Origin of the sequence: Halovulum marinum, assembly GCF_009697225.1 — a bacterium.
Taxonomy (GTDB): Bacteria; Pseudomonadota; Alphaproteobacteria; order Rhodobacterales; family Rhodobacteraceae; genus Halovulum; species Halovulum marinum.
This window is the reverse complement of the sequence record NZ_WIND01000003.1, coordinates 218285-243514: the sequence shown is the minus strand read 5'-3', so window position 1 is coordinate 243514 and position 25230 is coordinate 218285. Positions and strand designations below refer to the sequence as shown.

Annotated in this window: 19 protein-coding genes and 1 pseudogene; 15 read left to right on the top strand and 5 right to left on the bottom strand. The window is 68.5% G+C overall.

Features of this window, described 5'->3' with window-relative positions; translation table 11 throughout:
* The first annotated feature begins 104 nt into the window (after nt 1–104).
* The gene (locus GE300_RS06765) at nt 105–1343 is read left to right on the top strand and encodes a Gfo/Idh/MocA family protein (RefSeq protein ID WP_154445793.1); all 1239 of its coding nucleotides are present in this window, start codon (nt 105–107) and stop codon (nt 1341–1343) included.
* A gap of 39 nt (nt 1344–1382) precedes the next feature.
* Here GE300_RS06765 and GE300_RS06760 read toward each other — a convergent pair.
* Nucleotides 1383–1553 (bottom strand): annotated as a pseudogene (locus GE300_RS06760) (glutaredoxin); the annotation flags it as partial.
* Nucleotides 1554–1908: 355 nt separating this feature from the next.
* A complete protein-coding gene (locus tag GE300_RS06755; protein WP_154445792.1) occupies nt 1909–2544 on the bottom strand; it encodes an alpha/beta family hydrolase in 636 nt (211 codons plus the stop codon).
* Nucleotides 2545–2675: 131 nt separating this feature from the next.
* Here GE300_RS06755 and GE300_RS06750 point away from each other — a divergent pair, with 131 nt between their 5' ends.
* The 3 genes from GE300_RS06750 (at nt 2676) to GE300_RS06740 (ending at nt 8640) form a co-directional block, all read left to right on the top strand.
* Nucleotides 2676–4913 (top strand): calcium-binding protein, encoded by a 2238-nt coding sequence (locus GE300_RS06750; RefSeq protein WP_154445791.1) that lies wholly within the window; start codon nt 2676–2678, stop codon nt 4911–4913.
* A 696-nt stretch (nt 4914–5609) separates the two neighbouring features.
* Nucleotides 5610–6776 carry a mandelate racemase/muconate lactonizing enzyme family protein gene (locus GE300_RS06745; RefSeq protein WP_154445790.1) on the top strand — a complete coding sequence of 389 codons (1167 nt, stop codon included), beginning with the start codon at nt 5610–5612 and terminating at the stop codon, nt 6774–6776.
* 328 nt (nt 6777–7104) lie between these two features.
* The gene (locus GE300_RS06740) at nt 7105–8640 is read left to right on the top strand and encodes a sulfatase (protein ID WP_154445789.1); all 1536 of its coding nucleotides are present in this window, start codon (nt 7105–7107) and stop codon (nt 8638–8640) included.
* Between the two features lie 67 nt (nt 8641–8707).
* On the opposite strand, the gene GE300_RS06735 is transcribed toward GE300_RS06740, so the two are convergent.
* From GE300_RS06735 to GE300_RS06725, 3 genes are all read right to left on the bottom strand, one after another.
* Nucleotides 8708–9916 (bottom strand): multidrug effflux MFS transporter, encoded by a 1209-nt coding sequence (locus GE300_RS06735; RefSeq protein ID WP_154445788.1) that lies wholly within the window; start codon nt 9914–9916, stop codon nt 8708–8710.
* Nucleotides 9917–10097: 181 nt separating this feature from the next.
* On the bottom strand, nt 10098–11102 hold the full coding sequence (locus tag GE300_RS06730) for a transketolase family protein (protein WP_154445787.1): 1005 nt from the start codon (nt 11100–11102) through the stop codon (nt 10098–10100).
* A 12-nt stretch (nt 11103–11114) separates the two neighbouring features.
* Nucleotides 11115–12041, bottom strand: coding sequence for a transketolase (locus GE300_RS06725; RefSeq protein ID WP_154445786.1), 927 nt, complete (start codon nt 12039–12041; stop codon nt 11115–11117).
* 99 nt (nt 12042–12140) lie between these two features.
* Here GE300_RS06725 and GE300_RS06720 point away from each other — a divergent pair, with 99 nt between their 5' ends.
* From GE300_RS06720 to GE300_RS06670, 11 genes are all read left to right on the top strand, one after another.
* Nucleotides 12141–14432 carry a molybdopterin-dependent oxidoreductase gene (locus GE300_RS06720; RefSeq protein WP_154445785.1) on the top strand — a complete coding sequence of 764 codons (2292 nt, stop codon included), beginning with the start codon at nt 12141–12143 and terminating at the stop codon, nt 14430–14432.
* Between the two features lie 15 nt (nt 14433–14447).
* Nucleotides 14448–15953 (top strand): FGGY-family carbohydrate kinase, encoded by a 1506-nt coding sequence (locus GE300_RS06715; RefSeq protein ID WP_154445784.1) that lies wholly within the window; start codon nt 14448–14450, stop codon nt 15951–15953.
* Nucleotides 15950–17011: a zinc-binding dehydrogenase gene (locus GE300_RS06710; RefSeq protein WP_154445783.1), complete on the top strand. Its 1062-nt coding sequence runs from the start codon at nt 15950–15952 to the stop codon at nt 17009–17011. Before GE300_RS06715 ends, GE300_RS06710 begins: the two co-directional genes overlap by 4 nt.
* On the top strand, nt 17004–17669 hold the full coding sequence (locus GE300_RS06705) for a class II aldolase/adducin family protein (RefSeq protein ID WP_154445782.1): 666 nt from the start codon (nt 17004–17006) through the stop codon (nt 17667–17669). Before GE300_RS06710 ends, GE300_RS06705 begins: the two co-directional genes overlap by 8 nt.
* A gap of 1 nt (nt 17670) precedes the next feature.
* Nucleotides 17671–18654: a sugar-binding transcriptional regulator gene (locus tag GE300_RS06700; RefSeq protein WP_154445781.1), complete on the top strand. Its 984-nt coding sequence runs from the start codon at nt 17671–17673 to the stop codon at nt 18652–18654.
* A 225-nt stretch (nt 18655–18879) separates the two neighbouring features.
* Nucleotides 18880–19914 (top strand): ABC transporter substrate-binding protein, encoded by a 1035-nt coding sequence (locus tag GE300_RS06695; RefSeq protein WP_154445780.1) that lies wholly within the window; start codon nt 18880–18882, stop codon nt 19912–19914.
* Between the two features lie 53 nt (nt 19915–19967).
* The gene (locus GE300_RS06690; RefSeq protein ID WP_233416827.1) at nt 19968–20696 is read left to right on the top strand and encodes an ABC transporter permease; all 729 of its coding nucleotides are present in this window, start codon (nt 19968–19970) and stop codon (nt 20694–20696) included.
* Nucleotides 20696–21451 (top strand): ABC transporter ATP-binding protein, encoded by a 756-nt coding sequence (locus tag GE300_RS06685; protein ID WP_154445778.1) that lies wholly within the window; start codon nt 20696–20698, stop codon nt 21449–21451. The genes GE300_RS06690 and GE300_RS06685 overlap by 1 nt, the downstream gene beginning before the upstream one ends.
* Nucleotides 21452–21787: 336 nt before the next feature.
* On the top strand, nt 21788–22819 hold the full coding sequence (locus GE300_RS06680; protein ID WP_154445777.1) for a LacI family DNA-binding transcriptional regulator: 1032 nt from the start codon (nt 21788–21790) through the stop codon (nt 22817–22819).
* 116 nt (nt 22820–22935) lie between these two features.
* Nucleotides 22936–24237: an ABC transporter substrate-binding protein gene (locus GE300_RS06675; RefSeq protein ID WP_154445776.1), complete on the top strand. Its 1302-nt coding sequence runs from the start codon at nt 22936–22938 to the stop codon at nt 24235–24237.
* Between the two features lie 123 nt (nt 24238–24360).
* Nucleotides 24361–25227 carry a carbohydrate ABC transporter permease gene (locus GE300_RS06670; RefSeq protein ID WP_154445775.1) on the top strand — a complete coding sequence of 289 codons (867 nt, stop codon included), beginning with the start codon at nt 24361–24363 and terminating at the stop codon, nt 25225–25227.
* Nucleotides 25228–25230: the final 3 nt, after the last annotated feature.

Genomic DNA, 25230 nt, shown 5'->3' with positions numbered 1-25230 from the left:
GTTCCCTCGCCCATCTGCGGGGCCCTCCGCCAGGCGCCTTGACACTCAGATCCCCGCGTACATAGTAACCGGAGAGTTACTTCTCCGGCAATGGATATTCCGATATGGGCACCAACAAGCGCCGCGTGGCGATCGTGGGCACAGGACACCGCGGGGTGGGGACGTGGGGCAGGGACGCGCCGGCGACCTGCGCCGACGAGATCGAGCTGGTTGGCCTGAGCGACACGAACCCGGCGCGGCTGGCCGTGGCGCGGGACAGGCTGGGCGGAAACCTTGCCGTCTCCACCGACCTCGACCGGATGCTCGCCGAGGCGCGGCCGCACACGCTGCTGGTCTGCACCCGCGACGACACCCACGCCGACATCATCGTCAAGGCGCTGGAGGCGGGGATCGACGTGGTGTCGGAAAAGCCGATGGCCACCACCGCCGCGGACTGCCGGCGGATTCTCGAGGCCGAGCGGCGCACCGGCCGCAAGGTGAACGTGGCGTTCAACTACCGGTTCGCGCCGACCTCGCGCAAGATCCGCGAGCTGCTTGCCGGCGGCCGGATCGGCACCGTCACCTCCTGCGATTTCCACTGGTATCTCGATACCGTCCACGGCGCCGACTACTTTCGCCGCTGGCATGCCTACAAGCGCCATTCCGGCAGCCTGTTCGTGCACAAGGCGACGCATCACTTCGACCTGCTGAACTGGTGGATCGACGCCGACCCGGTCCAGGTTTTCGCGCAGGGCGCGCTGCGCAAGTACGGCGCCAACGGCCCGTTCCGGGGCGCGCGGTGCAAGACCTGCCCGCACGCCGGCGAGTGCGAGTTCTACTTCGACATGGGCAAGAGCGAATGGCTCGAGTCGCTGTACGAGGCGCCCGCGGCCGAGGACGGCTATGTCCGCGACGCCTGCGTCTACCGCGAGGACATCGACATCTACGACACGATGAGCGCGACGATCCGCTATGCCAACGACGTCCAGGTGTCGTACTCGCTTAATGCCTATCTGCCGGTCGAGGGGTACCATCTGGCGTTCAACGGCACCCACGGGCGGCTGGAAGTGCGGATGTTCGAGCGGCAGGCGTTCGACGCCCCCTCGGGCCGGGACGAGATCCTGCTGCTGGGCACGGACCGCTCGGTCGAGCGGATCACCGTCGACCACGGGCCGGGCGGGCATTTCGGCGGCGACCCGCTGCTGCACCGGTCGCTGTTCGAGCCCCAGGCCGAGGATCCGGCCGGACAGCGTGCCGGCGCGCGGGCGGGCGCGCTGTCTGTCCTGACCGGCGTCGCCGCGACGCGCAGCGCCGAGACCGGCAAGGCGGTGGATATCCTGCCGCTGCTCGACAGCGACGCCTGATGCGTCACAAGACGGGGCCGGGCGATGGTCCGGCGCCGTCTACCAGCCTAGTGCGTACATCCTGAACGGCATCCACAGGCCCATCAGCACCATCATCACGTTCCCGGTCAGCGACACGAAGCCCAGCCGCACGTTGCTGCTGCCGCCGGCGCAGGTGCATCTCGACTCGCGCTTGTCGATGCAGACCGCCTTGAACATGTCCGCCGCGCCCTTCAGCCGCGCGGGCAGGCGGAGGCGTCGGCGGGCGTTGCCGGATACCCGGGACATTCGGCGTCCCGCAGCAGATCCGGCACCACGATAGCGCCGCCGACGAATGTCACGGTCGCGGTCTCTGTCCCAAGATTCCCCGAAACGTCGATCAGGTCGGGTGCCGCCGCCAGTACCTTGTCGACGCGCCCGACGATTGCCGGGCCAAGACCGGCCTGAACTGCCCCCCCTCGCTTTGCCGGATCTTCGCGGCGATGACCGGATCGCCAATTTGAGGCGCCTGTCAGCGCGAAGTCTCGGCCGCAATGGACGCGCTCGGTGTCGCGGTGCGTCCGACACCGGTATCGGCGCTTCGCGCTCACGCCACAAGGCGGGCGATCCAGTCGGCCGACCGCTGCGCCGCACGCGCGATGCTCGCGGCATGATCCTCGCCTGTCACGCGCTTGCGCGGTTTCAGGTCGTGGTCGCCGTCCTCCAGCCAGAAGATCTCGACCCGCCCGGACAGGCCGTAGGTGGCGAATTCCGAGCGCGTGCCGAACTTGTCCCTGGTGCCCTGGCAGATCAGTGTCGGCGTCCCGATCGTTTCCAGATGCGCGATCCGGAGTTTTTCGGGCTTGCCGGGCGGATGGAACGGGTAGCCAAGGCAGAGCACGCCGGCGATCCGGCCGGTTCGGTGAAGCTGATCGGCCACCAGGCTCGCCACGCGGCCGCCCATCGACTTGCCGCCGATGACCAGGGGCCCGGCGCGATCCAGGGCGGCCACCGCGGCGCGATATTCGTCGCACAGCGCCTCCGCCTTCGGCGGCGGGCGCCTGGCGCCACCGGCGCGGCGCGCGGCCATGTAGGCGAACTCGAATCGCGCCACGCGCACCCCCTTCGCGGCGATTCCGGAGGCGATCCGCTGCATGAAATCGGCATTCATCGGCACGCCCGCACCGTGGGCAAGCAGCAGTGTGCGCCGGCCGGGGATGTCACCGTCGAACAGGAATTCCATCACGCACCTCCGGCGGCCGGGTTGCCGTCATTCTACCCCTCTCGCTCGTGGGCGCAAAGCGAGGCCGGTCCGCGCGCCGCTTGCCATCCCCCACATCATCTGCGGCTTGCCGGGTTGCCCATGCGCATTTGATGACGCTGAACGCGGACGGCAGCTTCACCTATGATCCGAACGGCCAGTTCGAGGATCTCGACCCCGGCCAGCGCATCAACGACGGCGCGGTCTACACGATCTCGGATCCGTCCGGCCTTCGGGCCTTCGGCACGCTAGTGGTCACCGTCGAGGGGGCCTTCGAGCGGCAGGACGGGACGGACGGCAACGATGTCCTTACCGTCCGGCCGCGAGACCTGCAGGTGATCCAGGTCTTCGACGGCGGCCCCGGTATCGACTCCGTCGACTTCAGCCAGATCCTCGAGGACGTCGCGGTGGATGGCGCCGGAGAGGCCACCGGGCCGGGCATACGCCGCCTGTTCTTCGACGCCGAGCGTGTGCTGGGTGGTTTCGGCAATGATACGATGACGGTCGTCGAGCGCGGTCGCCAGGTGGTGCAGCAGTTCGACGGCGGCGCCGGCAGCGACAGCGTCGACTTCGGCGGCGTGTCGGGCGGCGTGGTCGTGCGCGGGCACGGCCTGGCGGTCGGCAGCGGCATAGCCCCGCTCGCCTTCGATGCCGAGCGCGTGGCGGGCAGCGGCCAGGACGACACGCTGACGGTCGTCGCGCGCGGCCGCCAGGTGGTGCAGCAGTTCGACGGCGGCGGCGGCGACGACAGCGTCGACTTCAGCGAGGTTGCGGGTGGCGTCGTGGTGCGCGGCCAGGGCTCGGCGGTCGGCAGCGGCATCGCCCCGCTCAGCTTCGACGCGGAGAAGGCGGTCGGCAGCCTCGACGACGACACGCTGGTGGTTGCCTCGCGCGGCCGCCAAGTGGTGCAACAGTTCGACGGCGGCGACGGCATCGACACCGTCACCTTCTCCAGCATCGCCAGTTCGGTGGCCGTCGGCGGTCAGGGTCTGGCGACCGGAAGCGACATCGCCCCGCTGACGTTCAACGGCGAACGCGTGGAGGGCAGCGCCCAGGACGACACGCTGACGGTCGTCGCGCGCGGCCGCCAGGTGGTGCAGCAGTTCGACGGCGGGAACGGCTTCGACACCGTGGATTTCGGCGGCGTGTCGGGCGGCGTCGTGGTGCGCGGCCAGGGCTCGGCCGTCGGCAGCGGTATCGCTCCGCTCGGCTTCGATGCCGAACGTATCGAGGGCAGTGCCCAGGACGACACGCTGACCGTCGTCGCGCGCGGCCGGCAGGTGGTGCAGCGCTTCGACGGCGGCGACGGCGTCGATTCCGTGGACTTCAGCGAAGCGCCGGGCGGCGTCGTCGTCCGCGGCCAGGGCACGGCGGTCGGCAGTGGCATCGCCCCGCTCAGATTCGACGCCGAGATGGTGGTCGGCAGCCTCGACGACGACACGCTGGTGGTCGCTTCGCGCGGTCGCCAGGTGGTGCGCGAGTTCGACGGCGGCGACGGCAGCGACGGCGTCGACTTCGGCGGCGTGTCGGGCGGCGTCCTGGTCCGCGGCCAGGGCACGGCGGTCGGCAACGGCATCGCCCCGCTGCGCTTCGACGCCGAGCGCGTCGAGGGCAGCGCCCAGGACGACACGCTGACGGTCGTCGCGCGCGGCCGCCAGGTGGTGCGCGAGTTCGACGGCGGCGACGGCATCGACACGGTGGCGATCGCCAGGGCGGTTGCGCACGTGGTCAACCTGTCGACCGGATCGGTCCAGTCAGGGGACAGCATCGTGCGGCTAAGCGGCGTCGAGGCAGCCATGGGCAATGCCGGCGACGATCGCCTCATCGGCGACCGCGTTGGCAACCAGCTGGTCGGAGCCGGCGGCGACGACATACTGCGTGGCCGCGCGGGCGGCGACGTGATCGCCGGTGACGAGAATGCCTCGGAGGCGGTGCCGGCATCCGCGGCGGCGACGGGCCTCGGCAAGTCCGCAGGCGCCGAGGACGCCGCGTTCGGCGACGACCGGGTGATCGGCGGCAGGGGCGACGATGATCTATGGGGGGATAGCGCGCAACCGTCTCATTGCCAGCTGGGTGGCGCCGATCGGTTCGTCTTCCGGCCCGGCGACGGTAAAGATGTCGTCCACGACTTCGAGCAGGGACGGGACCTTGTCGTGCTACGCGGTTTCACGCAGGCCGCCCGAGCGGACCCGGAATTCAGGGTCGGGCTTCAGGCGGAACCTCCGCTAGATTTCGACGGCCTGGACATCGAGGAAGAGGCCGGGAACAGCATCATCCGGTTCGACGGCAACAACAGCATCACTTTGCGCGGTGTCGTGGGACTGGCGGAAACAGACTTCCTGTTCTTCTGAAGATATCCCACATCGGGGTCGTGGCCCGTTTGCCGCCGGCGCCGCAAGGGCGCGTGCCGAGCGTCATGGAACGCGAAGCATCCTGCGCCAGGGCCGGTGCGCTGCGCCGGACGCTGTCGTTGCACCAGGGCACCAGGATCAAGGCGCGATGGGCGCGCCCAGGCCGGATGCCGCCGCCGACAATCTGAACGCGCTGCACGATGAGTTCGGCTTCACCGCCCCGACGCTGTCGCCCTGCCGCAGGCCGACGGCCACCGGGAGTCGCGGCCGAACCGCGCCGGCTTGGGGGCGAGATCGGCACGCAGGCGGCGACAGGCGCGAAGCTGTGGCCAGGCGGCATTTCCCGGCGCCGACTGTCCGGAAGCCGCGCCATGCCCGGCGGCGTCTACAGCTTCGGGATCTTCGGTCCGATGGCGCGCCGGATCCCGTTCGAGGACCGCGGCGCGGTTGTGGCCCGTGCCGAGGACGGCGGGAACGGGGGCTTGCCTCCTGCGCATTCACCGCCGATCTTGCGCTGGCCGAACGCTTGGCCGCCGGGCTGCGCTATGGCGAGGTGCAGGCGGACGGCGTGAAATGCGTTGCGACCTGCCGCGCGGCGGCATCGGCCAGTCAGGCATCTGACACGGTCGCTGGCGGCTGGCGCTCGAGGAATAACCGGTGGCCAAGCGCATCAGCCGCGCCGCCCGAGGAGGAAGCATGAAGATCACCCGCGTCACCAGCCATGTCCTGCAATGCGACATGCCCGAGGAACTGGGCTATTCGCAGCAGTACTACGCCAAACGCACCGCCCATCTGGTCGAGGTCGAGACCGACGCGGGCATCACCGGCTGGGGCGAATGCTTCGGCCCGGGCAACGTGGCGCTGGCCAACAAGGCCATCGTCGAGCGGGTGATCCAGCCGATGGTGCTGGGCATGGACCCGCTGGACCGCGACGTGGCCTGGCACAAGGTCTACAACCTGTTGCGCGACCACGGGCAGAAGGGGATGCCGATCCAGGCGCTGTCCGGCGTCGACATCGCGCTGTGGGACATCGCCGGCAAGGTCGCGGGCCTGCCGATCCACAAGCTGATCGGCGGCGCGCACCGCGACCGGGTGCAGGTCTACGGCTATGGCATGATGCTGAAACGCGAAAGCGTCGAGGATCACGTCGCCCGGTTCCGCGACGAGGCCGCGACGATCAAGGGCATGGGCTTTGCCGCGACCAAGATGAAGCTGGGGCTGGGTCCGCGCGAGGATGTGGCACTGGCCCGCGCGGTGCGCGAGGGCGTGGGTGACGCCTTTGATTTCATGGCCGATGCCAACCACGCCTACACCACCCACGACGCCTTCTATGTCGGACGCGCGCTGGAGGAGTTGGGCGCGTTCTGGTTCGAGGAACCCGTCGCCCCCGAGGATCTGGACGGCTATGCCGAACTGCGCGCGGGGCTTAAGGTCAACATCTCGGGCGGCGAGGCCGAGTTCAGCCGCTGGGGCTGGCGCAGACTGCTGGAATCGCGCGCGCTGGACATCGCCCAGCCCGAGGTCTGCGCGCTGGGCGGGATCAGCGAGTACCTGCGGGTGCTGGCGCTGTGCCATGCGCATTTCACGCCCGTTGTGAACCACGTCTGGGGCTCGGCGATCGCGGTGGCGACGAACCTGCAGCTGCTCGCCGCCATGCCGCCGTTGCCGGGCGGGCTGTTCCCGCGCGAGCCGCTGCTGGAGTTCGACACCACCGAGAACCGGTTCCGCGACCAGCTTCTGGCCGATCCGCTGGATATCCAGGGTCAGGTCGCGCGCTCGGGCGGCACCGTCGCGATCCCCGTCGGACCGGGGCTGGGGGTGGAGCCGGACCGGTCGTTCATTGCCGCCCACGCGGTGAGCTGAGACGGTCCGCGGGGCCGGTGCGCGCGACGGCGAAACCGGGCCCGCGGCAGCGTCGCGGCGCGGGCCGGGGACGCGGCCGGGCGCCGCGGATTTGTCGCCATGGCCGCGCAACATCGCCTCCAGCATCATTGCTGTCGGCGCCCGGTCCGCGGCCTCGCGCCGTCGGCGCCTTGCGCATGTTAGGCGGGATCGCCGGGTTGCCGAAAGACCTGCTCGTCGACCGCCGTAACTTATCAAATGATATAATTATTGACAATTGCAAAGCTTGGGGCGAAGCGGTAATCTGGCCGGGGAATGTGCTGCGGCCAAGGGTGGCGTGGAGGATAAAATGAACATTATCATGGTGCTGGTGGACAGCCTGAACAAGGACTGCCTGTCGATCTACAACCCGGAATCCGTGTGCCGCACGCCGAACATCACCCGTCTTTCGCAGCGCTGCCAGGTCTACGACGATCACTTCGTCGGCAGCCTGCCCTGCATGCCGGCGCGGCGCGAGATCCTGGCCGGCCGCAAGGAATTCCTCTGGCGTCCCTGGGGCGGGCTGGAGGTGTTCGACCCGCGCCTGCCGAAGGAAATCGCCAAGACCGGCATGATGACCGCGATGGTCACCGACCACTACCACTACTGGGAGGAAGAGGCGAACGGCTACATGCAGGGCTTCCAGTCGCTGCACATGGTCCGCGGCCACGAGGTCGACGGCTGGAAGGTGCCCGACCCGGCGCAGGAAGACCCGCAATGGGTCAGGAACGTCGCCAGGTACCGCGCCGCCGAGCACATCCGCCAGTACGCCGCCAACGTGAAGGACTTCAGGGGCGAGGAGGATTACTTCGCCCCCCGCGTCCTGCAGGGCGCCTGCGACTGGCTGGACGAGAACGCGCAGAAGGGGCCGTTCTTCCTGCATGTCGAATGCTTCGACGTGCACGAGCCGTTCGACGTGCCCGAGCCCTATGCCTCGATGTATACCGACGGCAAGAAGGACGATTTCAACATCTGGCCGCCCTATCAGATCTATGCCGACCTGGAGCGGTTCATGGACGAGACCACGCCGGAGGAACTCGATTTCCTGCGCGCCCAGTACATGGGCAAGGTCACGATGATGGACACCTGGCTGGGCCGGCTGATGGCCAAGATGGACCAGCACGGCCTGTGGGACGACACGATGATCGTGTTCACCACCGATCACGGCCACGACCTGGGCCAGCGTCGCGCCTTCGGCAAGCAGTTCCCGCATTACGACAGCCACGCCAACATCCCGATGCTGATCTGGCATCCGAAGAACCCGGGCAACGGCGCGCATGTCGGCGGTCTGACCCAGACAGTGGATCTGTTCGCGACGCTGATCGAAGCCTCGGGCGGCGCGGTTCCGGCGGCGAACCGGCATTCTAAAAGCCTGATGCCGATGGTTCTGGGCACCGGCGGCAGCCCGCACGAGGGGCTGATCTACGGCACCTTCGGGCAGGGCCTGTGCGTGACCGACGGCGACTGGACGCTGTTCCGCGCCCCGGTCGAGGGCAAGCCGCTGTTCACCTATGCCACGGGCATCTTCCGGCCGCTGATCGTGGACAACCCGGTCGACGGCAGGGTCGGCAAGCCGCCCGAGCCGCCGGCGGAGCAGGGGTATTTCGATGCCTCGGTCGACCTGCCGCTGTGGAAGACGCCGATCGCCATCGATCCGCGCACCTACGAGTGCTTCCTTTATGACCGCCGCGGCGATCCGGGGCAGGAACGGAACCTGTGGGATGCCGACCCCGCGCAGCGTCAGCGGATGTTGACCCTCGCCCGGAAGCTGATGGATGCGGAAGGCTATCCGCCCGAGCAGCTGGAGCGGCTGGGCATGACCGACGCGGCGCTGGCCGCCGCCTGAAGGCCCTCCGTGGCCGGCCGGTCACGCCTGGCGGCCCCCTTCGCGGGGCCGCCTTTTCGTTCCGGGGTCAGGCCGCGGCGGCTGCGCGGCCCGTCCAGCTGACCGTGACCATTGCCGCGCCACCCAGTACCGCAAAGCCGGTCACCAGCGGGATCACGGTGCCGTCGAACCCGTTTCCGATCGCCCAGCCCAGCGGCAGCGCCATGAAGGTCGAAAGCGACCCGACGAAGGCAGCGCCCAGGCCGGCAAGCTCGCCCAGATCCTCCATCGACAGGGCGGTCAGGTTTCCGAACAGGATACCGATGCAGAAAAAGCTGGACAGTTGCCATGCCATGAACAGCGGCAGCGGCGGGACGCCGTCGAATGCGGCCAGCGGCGCCAGGAAGGCGATGGACAGCGCCGTCAACCCGATCAGCGCCCCCCGGCTGAGGCGCCGCATGCCGAGGCGCATGACCAGCCGCGAGTTGACGACCGATGATGCGCCGACCGACAGCGCCGCGATGCCGAAATACAGCGGGAACCGCTCGCCGACCTGCAAGGTGGTCTGGAACACCTGTTGGGCCGAGCTGAGATAGCCGAGGAACGCGCCGAAGATCAGCCCCGCCGAAACCGTGTAGCCCATCGCGCTGCGGGTTCTCAGGATCTGGCCCAGCCCGGCGGTGATCCGGGCGACCGAGAACGGCGGCCGCTGCGCACGGGGCTGGGTCTCGGGCATGCGCAGGCGGAACCAGATCAGGGCGACCAGCGCGGGGACGATCAGCCCGGCGAAGGTTGCGCGCCAGCCGCCCAGGTGGACAAGGCCCTGTCCGATCGCGGGGGCAAGGGCGGGCACCAGGATGAAGACCGCCATGACGAAGGACATGATGCGCGCCATCGCCCGGCCCTGGTAGCTGTCGCGCACCAGCGCCACGGTGACCACGCGCGGGGCCGCCGCGCCCAGCCCCTGCAGCGCGCGGCCCAGCAGCATCACCGACCAGCTGGTCGTGACCATCGACAGGATGCAGCCCAGCACGAACAGGGCGTAGCCGGCATAGATCACCGGCTTGCGCCCGAAGCTGTCCGACAGCGGCCCGACGAACATCTGCCCCGCGGCGAGGCCAAGGAAGAAGGCCGACACCACCATCTGCGCATCGTTGGCGTTCGCGACCGACAGGTCGCGTCCGATGTCGTCCAGCGCCGGCAGCATCAGGTCCGTGGCCAGCGCCACGATCGAGATCATCAGCGCGACCAGGGCGATGTATTCGGCAAGGGGCGGGGTGTTCGGTCCCGGGCGCATGGCGCGAATCCTAGTGGCGGTCGCCGCGCGGCGGAAGCGGCAAGCCGCGCCGGACCGGCGGCACTCTGCCGCAGCCGCCGCGCCGCCGGCGGCTCGGTGCGGGCGCAGCAGTGCGGTGCGGGCGCAGCGGAACGGGCCCGCGGCGCGAACCGCGGGCCCGGGGCGTTCCGACAGGGAGGGATCAGAGCGCCTCGGCCTTGACCAGCGAATGCACGTCATCGACGCGGGCGGCATCCAGATCGCCTTCGGTGATGCCGAATGCCTGGCCGGTCAGATCCTCGATGCCCTCGACCAGCGCCAGCGCGTCCAGCCCGTAATGGCGCATCAGGTAGGCGCGCGAGCCGCCGTGGGCGTAGGTGTCCTTCAGCCCCAGCCGGATCAGGCGCTTGCCGGCACCGGCATCGGCCATCGTCTCGGCCACCAGCGATCCGACGCCGCCTTCGGTCACATGGTTCTCCAGCGTGATGACGCCGTGCCTGACCGAGCCGATGTGATCCAGCAGCGCCTGCGCATCGAACGGCTTGATCGTGTGCAGGTGCAGGTGCCGGATCGACAGGCCCGCCCTTGCCAGCGCCGAGCGGGCGCGCATCGCTTCCTCGGTGCAGATGCCCGAGGTCACGACAAGGATATCGTCGCCCGAGGACAGCTCGCGCATCTCGCCGACCCTGATCGGCGTGTCGAACAGGCGCGGGACGCTGCCGCGCAGAACGCGGCACCAGACCGGCCCGTCGATGCTGTCGGCGGCCTCGCAGATCGATTCGACCTCGGTCGCGTCGCCGGTTTCCAGGATCGTCATGTTCGGGATCGAGCGCATCACGGAGATGTCCTCGATCGACTGGTGGGTCATGCCGCCGGGCGTGGTCACGCCGGGCAGGAAGCCCATCAGCCGCACCTTGCGCCGCGGATAGGCGATGGACGCCATCAGCTGGTCATAGGGGCGGCGGTACATGAACACGCCGAAAGTGTGGATGAAGGGGCGATAGCCGGCCAGGCCAAGCCCGCCTGCGAAGCTCATCATGTTCTGCTCGGCCATGCCGAGGCTGAGGAACTGATCCGGGTGCCGGTCGCGGAAGCCGTCAACCTCGCAGGACGAGGTCAGGTCCGCGGAAAGGCACAGGATGTCGGGATTGCCCGCCGCGAAGGCCTCGAAGGCCCTGGCATAGGGGCGCGATACCATTTCCATCATGTTCTGGCCTCCTCAGTGGCTGTAGTCGACGGGTTCGACACCAAGATCGGCGGCGATGGACACGTTCATGCGGGCGCGCTCGTCCTCGGACTTGAAGCGCACGTAGTGCAGGCGCGGAAAGCGTTCCTCGAGGATCGGCATGGTGCGGTAGGGGCTGGTGCGCGCCAGGATGATCAGCGGCCGGCCCTCGTGGGGCTCGGCGACCGCATCGCGCATGGCCTGCACGTCATGGCCGTCGATCTCGACGCAGACGGCGCCGAAGGTGCGGAACTTGGTCTTGATGTCGCCGACCTCCATCACGCTGGACATCGCGCCGTCGCACTGCTGGTCGTTGACGTCCATGATCGCATAAAGGTTGTCGATGCCGTGGAAGGCGGCGGCCTGAACGGCCTCCCAGGTCTGGCCTTCCTGCACCTCGCCGTCGGACATGAAGACCCAGGTGCGGCCCGGCTCGCCGCGGCGCTTGCGGCCCCAGGCCAGGCCCGCGCCCGTGGACAGGCCGATGCCCAGGGTGCCGTTGTGCACCTCCATGCCCGGCGAGTGCTCGGCGCCGATCATCTCGACCGAGGAGCCGTCCTTGTTGAACATCTCAAGCCCCTCGGGCGCCATGCGGCCGACCTCGATCAGGGTGGCATAGGCAACCAGCGCGTAGTGGGCGGGGGCGATGAACAGGCGGTCGAATTCGGGCGCGGCGGGGCCGTTGTAGCCGGCGCCGGTGTGGTAGTCCGGGTTCGACGGCGAGGGCACGCCCTCGAACGGCTTGGGGATCATCGGCAGCGTCGGCGCGCCGAGTTTCAGCTCTTCGTTATAGAGCCATGCCAGCTGCTCGCCGGCCGAACAGGCCTGGGACAGATAGCCGCCGTTGTTGCGCATCGAGTGCTCGAACACGCGCCGCCGAATCCCCAGCGCCACTTCCTCGGTGGTTCTTTCATTGCGCATGTCGCATCACTCCTCCTCGGGGCGGGATCATTCCGGTTGCAAAGTGAGGTATCATATGACAATGTATTTTACAAATGTAAAGGACGAGAGGCTGGGCTGATGGCAAATCGCATGACCGCGGCGCATTGGGGCGCCTACCGCGTCACCGGCGCGGGCGACGCCATGCGGCTGGAGCCCCTGGCCGACGATCCCGCGCCCTCGCGGGTCGGCAAGGGCTGGCTGTCGGCGGCGCGCGATCCGCGCGCGCGGATCCAGCGGCCCGCCGTGCGCAAGGGCTGGCTGGGCGGTGACAAGGGCGCGGCGCGCAACGACGATGCCTTTGTCGAGATGCCCTGGGACGAAGTGCTGGATATCGCCGCGGGCGAGATGCGCCGCGTGATCGACACCCACGGCAACGGCGCGATCTATGGCGGCTCCTACGGCTGGTCGAGCGCGGGGCGGTTCCACCATGCGCAGTCGCAGATGCGGCGGTTCCTGAACCTGGCGGGCGGCTATGTCGCCGCGCGCGATACCTATTCGCACGCCGCCGGCGAGGTGATCCTGCCGCACATCACCGGCTTGACCAACAAGGAGGTCGAGGAAGGCCTGACCAGTTGGCCGCTGATCGCCGAGAACTGCACGCTGTTCCTGGCCTTCGGCGGCGTGTCGGGCCGGACGGCGCAGATCGCGGCGGGCGGGACCAGCCTGCACGAGGTCGACGACTGGATGGGCAAGGCGGCGGCGCGGGGCATGAAGACGGTCTGCGTCTCGCCCTTGCGCAGCGACCTTGCCGACCTGCCGAACGCGCGCTGGCTGCCGGTGCGCCCCGGCTCCGACGTGGCGCTGATGCTGGCGCTGACGCACGAGCTGTTCGCCAACGGCTGGCATGACGAGGCGTTCCTGAAGCGCTGCACCAGCGGGTGGGAGCGGTTCCGCGACCATGTCATGGGCGGCGATGGCGTCGCCAGGACCCCGGACTGGGCTGCGCCGCTGTGCGACATGCCCGCCGACGACATCCGCGCGCTTGCCGCCGAGATGGCGCGGGAGCGGGTCATGGTCTCGGTCACCTGGGGGATGCAGCGCGCCGATCACGGCGAGCAGGCGGTCTGGGCCGGGCTGGCGCTGGCCGCCGTGCTGGGGCAGATCGGTCAGCCGGGCACGGGCTTCGGCTTCGGCTACGGCTCGACCACGCCGCCGGGGCGGGCGAAGCGGTTCATCAGCTGGCCTTCGGTCTCGCAGGGGCGCAACCCGGTGCGGGATTTCATTCCCGTCGCGCGGATCTCGGACATGCTGCTGAACCCCGGCGGGACCTATCGGTACAATGGCGAGGAGCGGACCTATCCCGATATCAAGCTGGTCTGCTGGGCCGGCGGCAACCCGTTCCACCACCACCAGGACCTGCTGAAGCTGGAGCGCGCCTGGACCCGGCCCGAGACGGTGATCGTCAACGACCACAGCTGGACCGCGACGGCGCGGCGGGCCGATATCGTGCTGCCCTCGACCGTGGCGCTGGAGCGCGAGGACATCATGATCAACCGGCGCGACCCGTCGCTGATCTTCATGTCCAGGGTGCTCGAGCCGATGGGCGAGGCGCGGGACGATCACGCGATCTTTGCCGGGCTGGCCGAAAGGCTGGGCGTGGGCGAGGCCTTTACCGAGGGCCGCGACGTCGACGGCTGGATGCGCTGGCTCTGGTCCGGGTGCCAGTCGGTCGCGCAGGCCGAGGGCTTCGCGCTGCCGGATTACGAGAGCTTCCGGGCGCAGGGCCGGTTCACCATCCCCGACGCGGATGAGACCCGGGTGCTGTTCGGCGATTTCGTCGCCGATCCGCAGGCGAACCCGCTGCCCAGCGAAAGCGGCAAGCTGACGCTGTTCAACGAACGGATCGCCGCGATGGGGCTGGACGACTGCCCCGGCCACCCGGCCTGGATGCCGCCGGCCGAATGGACGATGAACGCGATCGGCGGCGCGCTGCACCTGATCTCGCAGCAGCCGGACACGCGGCTCCACAGCCAGTTGGACAACGGCGACGAGGCGGCGGCGGCAAAGCTGCACGGGCGCGAGGTGTGCCGGATGCACCCCGAAACCGCCGCCGCGCGCGGGCTGTCCGAGGGCTGCGTGGTGCTGCTCTGCAACAAGCGCGGCGGATGTCTGGCCGGGCTGCGGCTGGACGAGGCGATGCGCCGCGATGTGGTGGTGCTGCCGACCGGCGCCTGGGCGGATTTGCAGGACACGGCGCAGGGGCGGATCTGCGTCCACGGCAACCCGAACGCGGTGACGCTGGACAAGGGCACCTCGGCGCTGGCGCAGGGCAACATCAGCCACACCACGCTGGTCTGGGCCGAGAAATGGACCGGCCCGCTGCCGATGGTGCGCGCACTGGATGCGCCGCCGCTGGTGGCGCGGGACTGAGACAGGGAGGACGATTTGCCGGATCTATGGCTGGGGATCGACGCCGGGACCACCGCGATCAAGGCGGGGGTCTATGATGCGACCGGCACGCGGCTGGCCTTCGGCGAAGCGCCGGGCGTGGTCACCGTCGGCCCCGGCGGACGGTCCGAGCAGGACATGCAGGCGGTCTGGGCCGGGGTCTGCCGGGCGGTGCGCGCGGCGCTGGAGGGCATCGATCCGGGCCGCATCGCCAGCGTCGGCATCGCCGCGCAGGGCGACGGGCTGTGGGCGCTGGACGCGGAGCGCCAGCCGGTCGGCCCGGCGATCCTGTGGAACGACACCCGTGCCGCGGACGCGGTGGCGGATCTGTATGCCTCGGGGCGGGCGGCGGCGGTCAGCCGCGCCTGCAACACCGCGATCTGGCCCGGCACCGCCGGTACCATCCACCAGTGGCTGCTGGCGCATGAGCCCGAGCGGGCGGCGAGGATCGACCGGGTGCTCTACTGCGCCGACTGGGTGGGCTTCCGCCTGACCGGGGAACTGGCGACGGATTTCTCGGATGCCTCGATCCCGTTCCTGGACTTCGCGGCGCGGGAGTATGACCCGAAGGCGCTGGAGGCGCTGGATTCGGCCGCGCTGGCCGCGAAGCTGTCGCCGCCCCGCCCGGCGGACAGCCGGCTGGGCGCGGTGACGCCCGAGGCGGCGCAGGCGACCGGTCTGCCCGAGGGCGTGCCGGTTTCGGTCGGGACCATGGACCTGTCGGCGATGATCGTCGGCATGGGCATGGACCGCGCGGGCGAGACGATGATGATCCTGGGCACCACGGCGGTGGTGAACATCCTGACCGACCGCGTCGAGCCGACCGACCTGCCGGTCGGTGCGACAGCCTTTCACGCCAATGGCAGGCTGCTGACGCGCATTCTTGCGCCGACTACGGGCGCGGCCGCCTTCGACTGGTTCTGCGCGCTGCATCCGCAGACGCTGGGCGGCGAGACCCCGGCCGAGATCGCGGGCAAGCTGAACGCGCTGGCCCGCGACGTGCCGCCGGGGGCGAACGGGGTGACGTTCCTGCCGTACCTGAACGGCGAGCGCGCGCCCTTCGTCGCGCCCAAGGCGCGCGGCGCGTTCTTCGGCCTGTCCGCCGGCAGCACCAAGGCCGACATGGGCCGCGCGGTGATGGAAGGCGCGGCGTTCAGCCTGCGCCATTGCTTCGAGGAGGAAGGCGGCCGCCCCGACAAGCCGGTCCGCCTGACGGGTGGCGGCGCGCGCAACGCGCTCTGGTGCCAGATCATCGCCGACGTGATGCAGGTGCCGATCCTCGTCGCCGAGGCTTCGGATCACGGGCTTTGGGGCGCGGCCTGCCTTGGCGCCGCGGCGGCGGGGCAGGGCGATGCCTGCCAACTGGCGCGGCGCGACGAGGCGACGCTGCGCTACGACCCGGACCCGGCGACTTCCGCCGCCTGTGACGCGGCTTTCGCCCGCTATCGCACGTTGTCCGACGCCTGCCGGGCGCTGTGGACCCAGCAAGAGGAAAATTCATGACCGCAACCATGAAGGCCGCCGTTTATCACGCGCTCGACGATATCCGGCTGGAGGAACGCCCGGTGCCGCAGATCGGCCCGGACGAGATCCTGCTGAAAACCCTGGCCTGCGGCCTGTGCGGCGGCGAGACCATGGCCTGGTACAAGAAGGCCGAACCGAAGGTGCTGGGGCACGAGCCGATCGGCGAGGTGGTCGAGGTCGGCGCGCAGATCACCGACTACAAGATCGGCGACCGGCTGTTCATCAACCACCATGTCGGCCGCGTCGACAGCCACCTGTCGCGGCGCGGGCATTTCACCCGCGATCCGTTCTATTCCTCGATGAAGCTGGATCCGGGCGGGGTGTGCGAATACTACCGGGTGACCGCGCAGCACCTGGCGATGGATGCGCACAAGCTGCCCGACAGCATCTCGACCGAGGCCGCCGTGACCATCGAGCCGTGGTCCTGCGTGATGTCCGGGCTGAAGGTCTGCAACATCCAGCCCGGCGATACCGTGGCCGTGGTCGGCGCCGGCTTCATGGGGCAGGGCTTCGTGCACCTGGCGCCGCTGTTCGGGGCGGGCAAGGTGATCGCGCTGGATTTCTCGGACTGGCGGCTGGAAAGGGCGCGCGAGTTCGGCGCGACGCACACGATCAACCCGAAGACCGAGGATGCGGTCGCGGCGCTGCGCGCCGCCAACAACGGCCGGCTGGCCGATACGGTGATAGTGATCGCGCCCTTCCCGCAGGCCTGGGCGCAGGCCGAGGACCTGGTCGAGGTCGGCGGCACGCTGCACCTGGGCGCGCCGCTGGCGCCGGGCACCGACTGGGTGCGCGACGGGGCGAGGGCCTATTTCGACCAGATCACCGTGACCTCGCGCTATTCCTCGGACCATACCGACACCTACAGCTATATCCGCCTGCTGGAGGCCGGCCGGATCAGGGCCGACGCGGCGATCTCGCACCGGTTCGACATCGCCGAGTCGGCGCGGGCGTTCGAGATGCTGCGCGCGGCCGAGAAGTCGTTGAAGATCGTCGTCTATCCCCACGGAATACCGAAGGAAAAAGCCCATGCTTGAGGCGTTGAAAAAAGAGGTCTGCGAGCAGAACCACGAGCTGCCGGCGAACGGGCTGGTCGTCGGCTCGGGCGGCAACGTTTCGGGGCGCGACCCGGAAACCGGGCTGGTCGTGATCAAGCCCTCGGGGGTGAAGTTCAAGAAGCTGACGCCGCAGACGATGGTGGTCGTCGACATGGACGGCACCGTCATCGAGGGGCAAATGAAGCCCTCGGTCGATACCGGGCTGCACCTCTACATCTATGCGGCGCGGCCGGACGTGTTCGGCATTGCCCACACCCATTCGCCCTATGCCAGCAGTTTTGCCGCGCGGGGCGAGCGGATCCCGGCGGTGCTGACGCCGATCACCCACATGCTGGGCCGCGACGTGCCGTGCTCGCGCTATGCCACGCCCGGCGAGGTCGATACGGGGCAGGCCGTTGTCGAGGCCGCGGACGGTGGCTATGCTGCGCTGGTCAAGGCGCATGGGGTCTTCACCATGGGCAAGTCGGCGGCCGAGGCGACCTCGTTCGCGATGTACCTGGAGGAAGCGGCCATGACCACGCACCTGGCGATGACCCGCGGCCCGGTCGACGAGCTTCCGCAGGAGGAAATCGACCGCTGCTTCAACTGGTTCCGGCAGAACTACGGCCAGTCGGGGCAGAAGAAGGTGACCGCCTGACATGGCCCGCGACGACAGCCCCGCGACCCCGTTCAGCGACAAGGACGCGCTGCTGGCCAACGTCGCGCTGCTCTACTACGGCGAGGGCCTGACGCAGAGCGAGATCGCCAAGCGGCTGGGGGTGTCGCGCCCGACCGTTGTGAACATGCTGCGCGAGAGCCGAGACCGCGGCATCGTCGAGATCCGCGTCGACGGCGAGGTGCTGGCCGCCTCGACCCTGTCGCGGCGACTGTGCGCGAAATACGGCCTGCAGGACGCCTACGTCTCGCGCTCGCGCGCCGGATCCGCGCAGGCGCCGGACCGGGCGGAGTCGCTGGCGCAGCTGGCCCGCGTCGCCGCGATGGCGGTGCTCGACGTGGTGCGCCCCGGCGATACCGTCGGCGTCGCCTGGGGCGAGACGATCAAGGCCGTCGCCGGCGCGATGCCGCGCCAGCCGGTGCCCGACGTCACCGTCTGCCAGCTGATCGGCTCGATGGTGTCGGACCGGGTCGCGGCGTCCGAGGATTGCGCGATCAGAATCGCCAACAACCTGAACGCCGATTGCTACACGCTGCACGCGCCGGCGGTGCTGTCCTCGGCGGCGCTGGCCGACAGCCTGCGGGCCGAGCCGACGATTGCCGCGCAGCTCGAGCGGCTGGAATGTCTGGATGTGGCGATCTACTCGATCGGCAACACCAACCCCGACACCCACCTGATCGCCGCCGGCATCGCCAGCGAGGCGCAGGTGGCCGAGGCGGTGCAGGCCGGCGCCAGGGGCATCGTCTGCTGTCGCTACATCGACGGGCGGGGCGCGGCCATCGACCTGCCACCCAACGACCGCGTCATCGCGGTCGAGGTCGAGCAGCTGCGCCGCGCCGACCGCAAGCTGGTGGTCATCGCCGGCAAGGACCGTCTGGACGCGGCGCTGGCGATCCTGCGCGGCGGGCTGGCGACGCACCTGTGCGTCGACGAGCCGCTGGCCGAGGAACTTCTGGCCCAAGACTGAAGGCCGGCGCGTGCGGGCCCGGTTTTACCCGAACCGGGGCGGCCGCCGGGCGTTTCCGTGGCTGCCGCATCGTTCAATTCCCTGTTCGCGCTCCGAAACACAGGCGGATAGATAAAAGACAAAATATTTGACAATTGTAAAAAACCGGCGATACTTGCACCGACAAGAAAGCGGGCGCGGGTCCGCAGGCCGGGATGAACCCGGCCCCACCAGAGGAGGAACACGATGTCCAATCCGAGCCGCACCAACCTTTCGCGCCGCGGCCTGCTGAAGGGCGGCGCCGCCGCCGCCACCGCGCTGGCCGCGCCGAACTTCTTCATCGGCAAGGCCCATGCCGCGAACGAGAAGCTGCGCGTCGGCATCATCCCGGCCTATTCCTTCGGGATCTACTGGCTGGTGCAGGATCAGGGTTTCGCGCCCGGCGTGGACATGGAATTCAGCGTCTTTCCCTCGGGCCCGCCGGCGATCGAGGCGATGGTCGGCGGATCGGTCGACGCGATCACCGTCGGCTCGGTCCCGCCGCTGGCGGCGATGGCCCGCAAGGTCGCCGACTTCCGCGAGATATCGGTTTGCGGCGATGCCTCGGGTCTGTTCACCATCGTCGGCCAGCCGGGGATGACCGAGCTTGCCGATCTCGAGGGCAAGCGCGTGGCCGTCACCTCGGGCTCGAACTTCGATTTCTTCCTCGACACGGTGCTGAAGTCGCGGGGGCTTCAGAACATGCCCATGAAGCGCATCAACATGGAGCCGATCGACGCCCAGGCCGCGCTGATCGCCGGCGCGGTGGATGCGACCGTGCCGCTGGCCACATCGCGTCAGCTGATCTTCGACAAGCTGCCCGGCGCGGCGATGCTGGCCGAGGGCGCGGCGATGCCGATCGACAAGCGGCCCAGCATCATGGACGTGTTCATGACCACGCAGCAGACGCTGGACGCCAAGGAAGAGGCCCTGCGCCTTGCCGTCGCCGCGTTCCACGACCAGGGCGTCGGCATGCTGCGCGAGGACAACGCCGCCGTGGTCGACCGCATGGTCGCCTGGCAGAAGACCATCGGTCGCGCCAGCGTCACGCCGGCCGAGGTCGAGCCGCTGCTGAACAACTACTTCTATTTCGACACCGCCGAGATCAAGGACGTCTATGCCAAGGGCATCCTGAACGAGTCGCTGCGCGTGCAGTCCGAATTCCTGGTCGCCAACGACAAGATCTCGGGCGTGCCCGATCTCGATGCGCTGGTCTCGGACCAGATCGTCAAGCAGATCTGAGCCCCATGCCGACCTGGAACACACTCGGCTCAAGACGCCTGCTTCTAGGCGTCTTGTCCGTCGCCACGGTCTTCGCGGCCTACGTCTGGGTGACCAACCTGCCGGACAACAACCCCGCGCTGCTGCCGCCGATCCGGGACATCGTGACGTCGTTCTTCACCAACCTCACGGACGGCAACCTGATCACGGCGCTGGGCGCCAGCCTGTTCCGCATCGGCATGGGGTTCCTGATCGGCACCACGCTGGCGCTGGTGCTGGGATGCCTGATCGGCTGGTACCAGACGATGGAGTACATCTTCGATCCGCTGATCGAGGCGGTGCGCCCGATCCCGCCGCTGGCCTATATCCCGATCATCATCATCTGGTTCGGCATCGGCGAGTTCAGCCGCGTGCTGATCATCACCATCGCCTGCTTCATGGTCTGCGTGGTCAACGTGATCGCCGGCATGAAGAACGTGCCGCAGGTCTACGTCGACGCCGCCTCGACCATGGGCGCGACCCGGTTCCAGGTGTTCCGCACCGTGGCGGTGCCGGCGGCGACGCCGTTCATCATCACCGGATACCGGATCGCGCTGGCCGCCGCCTGGACGACGCTGGTCGCCTCGGAACTGCTGGCGGCGCAGAACGGCCTCGGCTTCCTGCTGCAGGAGGGGCGGCGCTATTTCCTGACCGACCAGGTGATGATGATCATCATCATCATCGGCGCCTGCGCGTTCATCATGGATCGCATCTTCCGCAAGATCCAGGCGCGGCTGATGCAGTGGTCGGAGGCACGCGAGTAATGCCCGAAATCATCGTCGATCACCTGACCCACACCTTCGGCAAGGGCACGCCCGACGCGTTGACCGTGCTGGACGACATCAACCTGACGTTCGAGTCCGGCAGCTTCAACGCCATCGTCGGCACCTCGGGCTGCGGCAAGTCCACGCTGCTCAAGATGATGGCCGGGCTGTTCGACCCGTCCGACGGGCGGATGACGCTGGACGGCGACGTGATCCGCGGCACCGACCGGCGGCGCGGCATGGTGTTCCAGCAGGACGCGGTGTTCCCGTGGATGACCGTGGCCAAGAACATCAGCTATGGCCCCCGCCTGCGCGGCGCCGGCAGGGCCGAGCAGCGCGAGATCGAGGCGAAGTGGACCGAGATGGTCGGCCTGAAGGGCTTCGAGGACCGCTGGCCGCGCGAGCTGTCGGGCGGGATGCGCAAGCGCGTCGACATCGGCCGGGTCTATGCCAACGATCCCGACGTGCTGCTGATGGACGAGCCGTTCGGCGCGCTCGACGCCCAGACCAAGGAGCGGATGCAGTCCGACCTGCTGGCGGCGTGGGCGCAGTCGCGCAAGACCGTCGTCTTCGTCACCCACGACCTGGAGGAGGCGATCTTCCTCGCCGACCGGATCGTGGTGATGTCCGCCCGCCCCGGCCGCATCCGCCACATCGAGCAGGTGAGCCTGCCGCGTCCGCGCACCGACGAGATGCGCCTGACCGACGAGTTCATCCAGGTGAAACGCCGGCTGTGGGAAATGCTCGACCACTGACCGGGCCGTGGCGCCGGCGGCTTCCGGCGCGCCGCGCGTGCCTCGGGCGGCGTGCAGGGGCATCGACACTCGCGCGAAAGGCGGCGGGCCAGCCGCCGGCGCGATCCCCGCGCCGGCCGTCCGCTGGCGTCGTCCCTCACATTGCGTCGATTCTTCCCCGACCGCTGGCATCGCCGGCGGCGCATCGGTATGACGCGCCGGCTGCCGGCGCGAACCGTGATCGTTGACGCGGGCGTGTCCCGGAGGCTACGCTGCAAATTGCGCGCGTAAAGCTTGACGCCGGTCTCGACCGCCGTCCGCGCGTCCGGATCCGGCGGCAACTGGAGAGTCGAGGGGATGAAGCTGGAAAAGATCAGGACCATGGAAGAGTTCGCCGCAGTCAGCGGCATCTCCCGCCCCACCCTGTCCAAGTATTTCAACGACCCGGGCAGCGTGCGGTCCTCGACCCGCGAGCGCATCGAGGCGGCGCTCGACCGCTACGACTACCGGCCGAACATCTATGCCGTGAACCAGAACCGGCAGATGACGCGGAACATCGGCATCGTCGTGCCCTATCTCGCCGACCCGTTCTTCGCCGAGGTCGCCCGCAATCTCGAGCCGCTGTGCGCCGAGGCCGGGTTCCGGCCGATCCTGCTCAGCTCGCACGGCGATCCGGCGCAGGAAATCGAGAACCTCGAAAGCTTGCGCGCGATCAAGCCGGCGGGCGTCCTGCTGGCGCCGCTCGGGCGGCGGTCGCACCATGAGGAAGTGCGCGATTTCTGCCGCGACGTTCCGACCGTCCTGTTCGACTGCGACATTCCGGGCGCCGGCGACGCGTTCATCGGCTCGGACAACGAGCAGAGCATCCGGCTGATCGTGGAATACCTGTGCCGCACCGGCGAGCCGCCGGCGTTCTTCGAGATGACCACGCCGCCCAATCCCAACGCCAACAAGCGCCACGCGGCCTACGAGGCGGCGATGCTGGCGCTTGGCCACACGCCGCGGTTCCTCGGCGCCGAGGGCGAGGGGTGGTCGTTCGAGGAAATCGGCTACCGTGAGGGCATGCGCATGCTCGACGGGCGCGAGCTGCCGACAGACACGGTCCTGTGCAGCAACGATCGCCTGGCCATCGGTGTTCTCGCGGCGGCCTACGAGAAGGGGCTGCGCGTCGGGCTGGGACACGGCAGCGCGCTGCGGGTGGCGGGGCACGACGACCATCCCTATGCGCGCTACACCTGCCCGCAGCTGACCACCGTCGCGCAGGACTACAAAGAGATCTCCAGCCGCAGCATCGGCGAGATTCTCTCGATCATCGAATCGGGAATCCGCCGCAAGACGCGGCTGACGAAACTTTACGAGGGAACGCTGGTCATGCGGCGGTCGGCCTAATGCCCTGGTATCGTTCCAACATGTCAAAATTATTGACGCGCGTAAAATTAAGGTTGGACGCGATGTGAATTAATTGTTATTGTTTCAGGGCTTCATCCAGCACAGGGAGGAAACGGATGTACCTGAAGACGCTTCTGGGCGCTTCCAGCGCGCTCGCGCTCATCGCCACGGCGACCAGCGCCGAAACCATCACGATCGCAACCGTGAACAACGGCGACATGATCCGCATGCAGGGTCTGTCCGACGAGTTCACCAAGGCTTACCCCGACATCGAGCTCGAGTGGGTCACCCTCGAGGAGAACGTGCTGCGCTCCCGTGTGACGCAGGACGTGGCAGCCAAGGGCGGCCAGTTCGACGTGATGACCATCGGCACCTACGAGGTTCCGATCTGGGGCAAGAACGGCTGGCTGGTGTCGCTGAACGACCTGCCGGCCGAGTGGGACGCCGACGATCTGCTGCCCGCGATCCGTGGCGGCCTGACCGTCGACGGCGAGCTGTACGCCGCGCCGTTCTACGGCGAATCGTCGATGGTCATGTACCGCAAGGACCTGATGCAGGCCGCCGGGCTGGAGATGCCCGAGGCGCCAACCTGGGACTTCATAAAGGAAGCCGCGGCGGCGATGACCGACGAGGCCAGCGAGGTCTACGGCATCTGCCTGCGCGGCAAGGCCGGCTGGGGCGAGAACATGGCGTTCCTGACCGCGATGTCCAACAGCTTCGGCGCGAAGTGGTTCGACGAGGACTGGACGCCGCAGTTCGACAGCGAGCCGTGGAAGGAGACGCTGACCTTCTACATGGACCTGATGACCAACTACGGTCCTCCGGGCGCCTCGACCAACGGCTTCAACGAGAACCTGTCGCTGTTCCAGCAGGGCAAGTGCGGCATGTGGATCGACGCCACCGTCGCCGCGTCGTTCGTAACCAACCCGAACGACTCGACCGTCGCGGACCAGGTCGGCTTCGCGCTGGCGCCGGACAACGGCATGGGCAAGCGCGGCAACTGGCTGTGGGCGTGGTCGCTGGCGATCCCCGCCGGTTCTGACGCCGTCGATGCCGCCAAGACCTTCGTCGCCTGGGCGACCTCGAAGGAGTACACCGAGCTGGTCGCCTCGACCGAGGGTTGGGCCAACGTGCCGCCGGGCACCCGCACCTCGCTCTACGAGAACCCGGAGTACGCCAAGGTTCCGTTCGCCGAGATGACACTGGAATCGATCAACGCCGCCGATCCGACCAACCCGTCGGTGGATCCGGTGCCTTACACCGGCGTCCAGTTCGTCGCGATCCCCGAGTTCGCCGGCATCGCCAGCCAGGTGGGCCAGGAGTTCTCGGCCGCGCTGGCCGGGCAGCAGTCCGTCGACGAGGCGCTCGAGAAGGCGCAGATGATCACTGCCGAAGAGATGGAAGCCGCAGGTTACTGAGGCTCCTCCCAGGCCGGGCGGCGGCGCAGACCGCCCCCGGCCACCCCATGCCACCAATAATACGAAAAAGTTGCCGAAATGCGCCTCGCCGGTCATCGTGGCCGGAGCGAGAGGAGAAAAGTCATGGCCACCCAGCATTCCCGATCCGCCGCCCGCCTGATGATGGGCCCCGCCGTGGTCCTGCTTCTGGGATGGATGCTCGTCCCGTTGCTGATGACCCTGTACTTCTCGTTCAAGAGCTATCTGCCGCTGCGCGGCGGTGATCTGGGCTGGATCGGGTTCGACAACTACGTCCGGTTCGTCACCTCCAGCGCGTTCTGGCCCAGCGTGTCGGCCACGCTGATCATCGTCGGCGGCGTGCTGCTGATCACCGTGGTGCTGGGCGTGCTGCTGGCGATCCTGCTGGATCAGCCGATGTGGGGCCAGGGGATCGTGCGCATCCTGGTCATCGCCCCGTTCTTCGTCATGCCCACCGTTTCGGCGCTGGTGTGGAAGAACATGTTCATGGACCCGGTGAACGGGCTGTTCGCGCACCTGTGGAAATTCTTCGGCGCGCAGCCGGTCGAATGGCTCAGCGACGCCTCGCTGTTCTCGATCGTGCTGATCGTCTCGTGGCAATGGCTGCCGTTCGCCACGCTGATCCTGCTGACCGCGATCCAGTCGCTGGACAGCGAGCAGCTCGAGGCGGCCGAGATGGACGGCGCGCCGCCGCCGAAGCGCTTCGTCTTCATCATCCTGCCGCACCTCGGCCGGGCCATCACCATCGTGGTGCTGATCCAGACGATCTTCCTGCTGTCGATCTTCGCCGAGATCTTCGTGACCACCGGCGGCGCATTCGGCTCTCGCACGCTGACCTACCTGATCTTCCAGCGCGTGCTGGAAAGCCAGAACGTCGGCCTGGGCTCCGCGGGCGGGGTCTACGCCATCATCCTGGCCAATATCGTCGCGCTGTTCCTGATGCGCATCGTCGGCAAGAACCTGGACGCGTGAGGA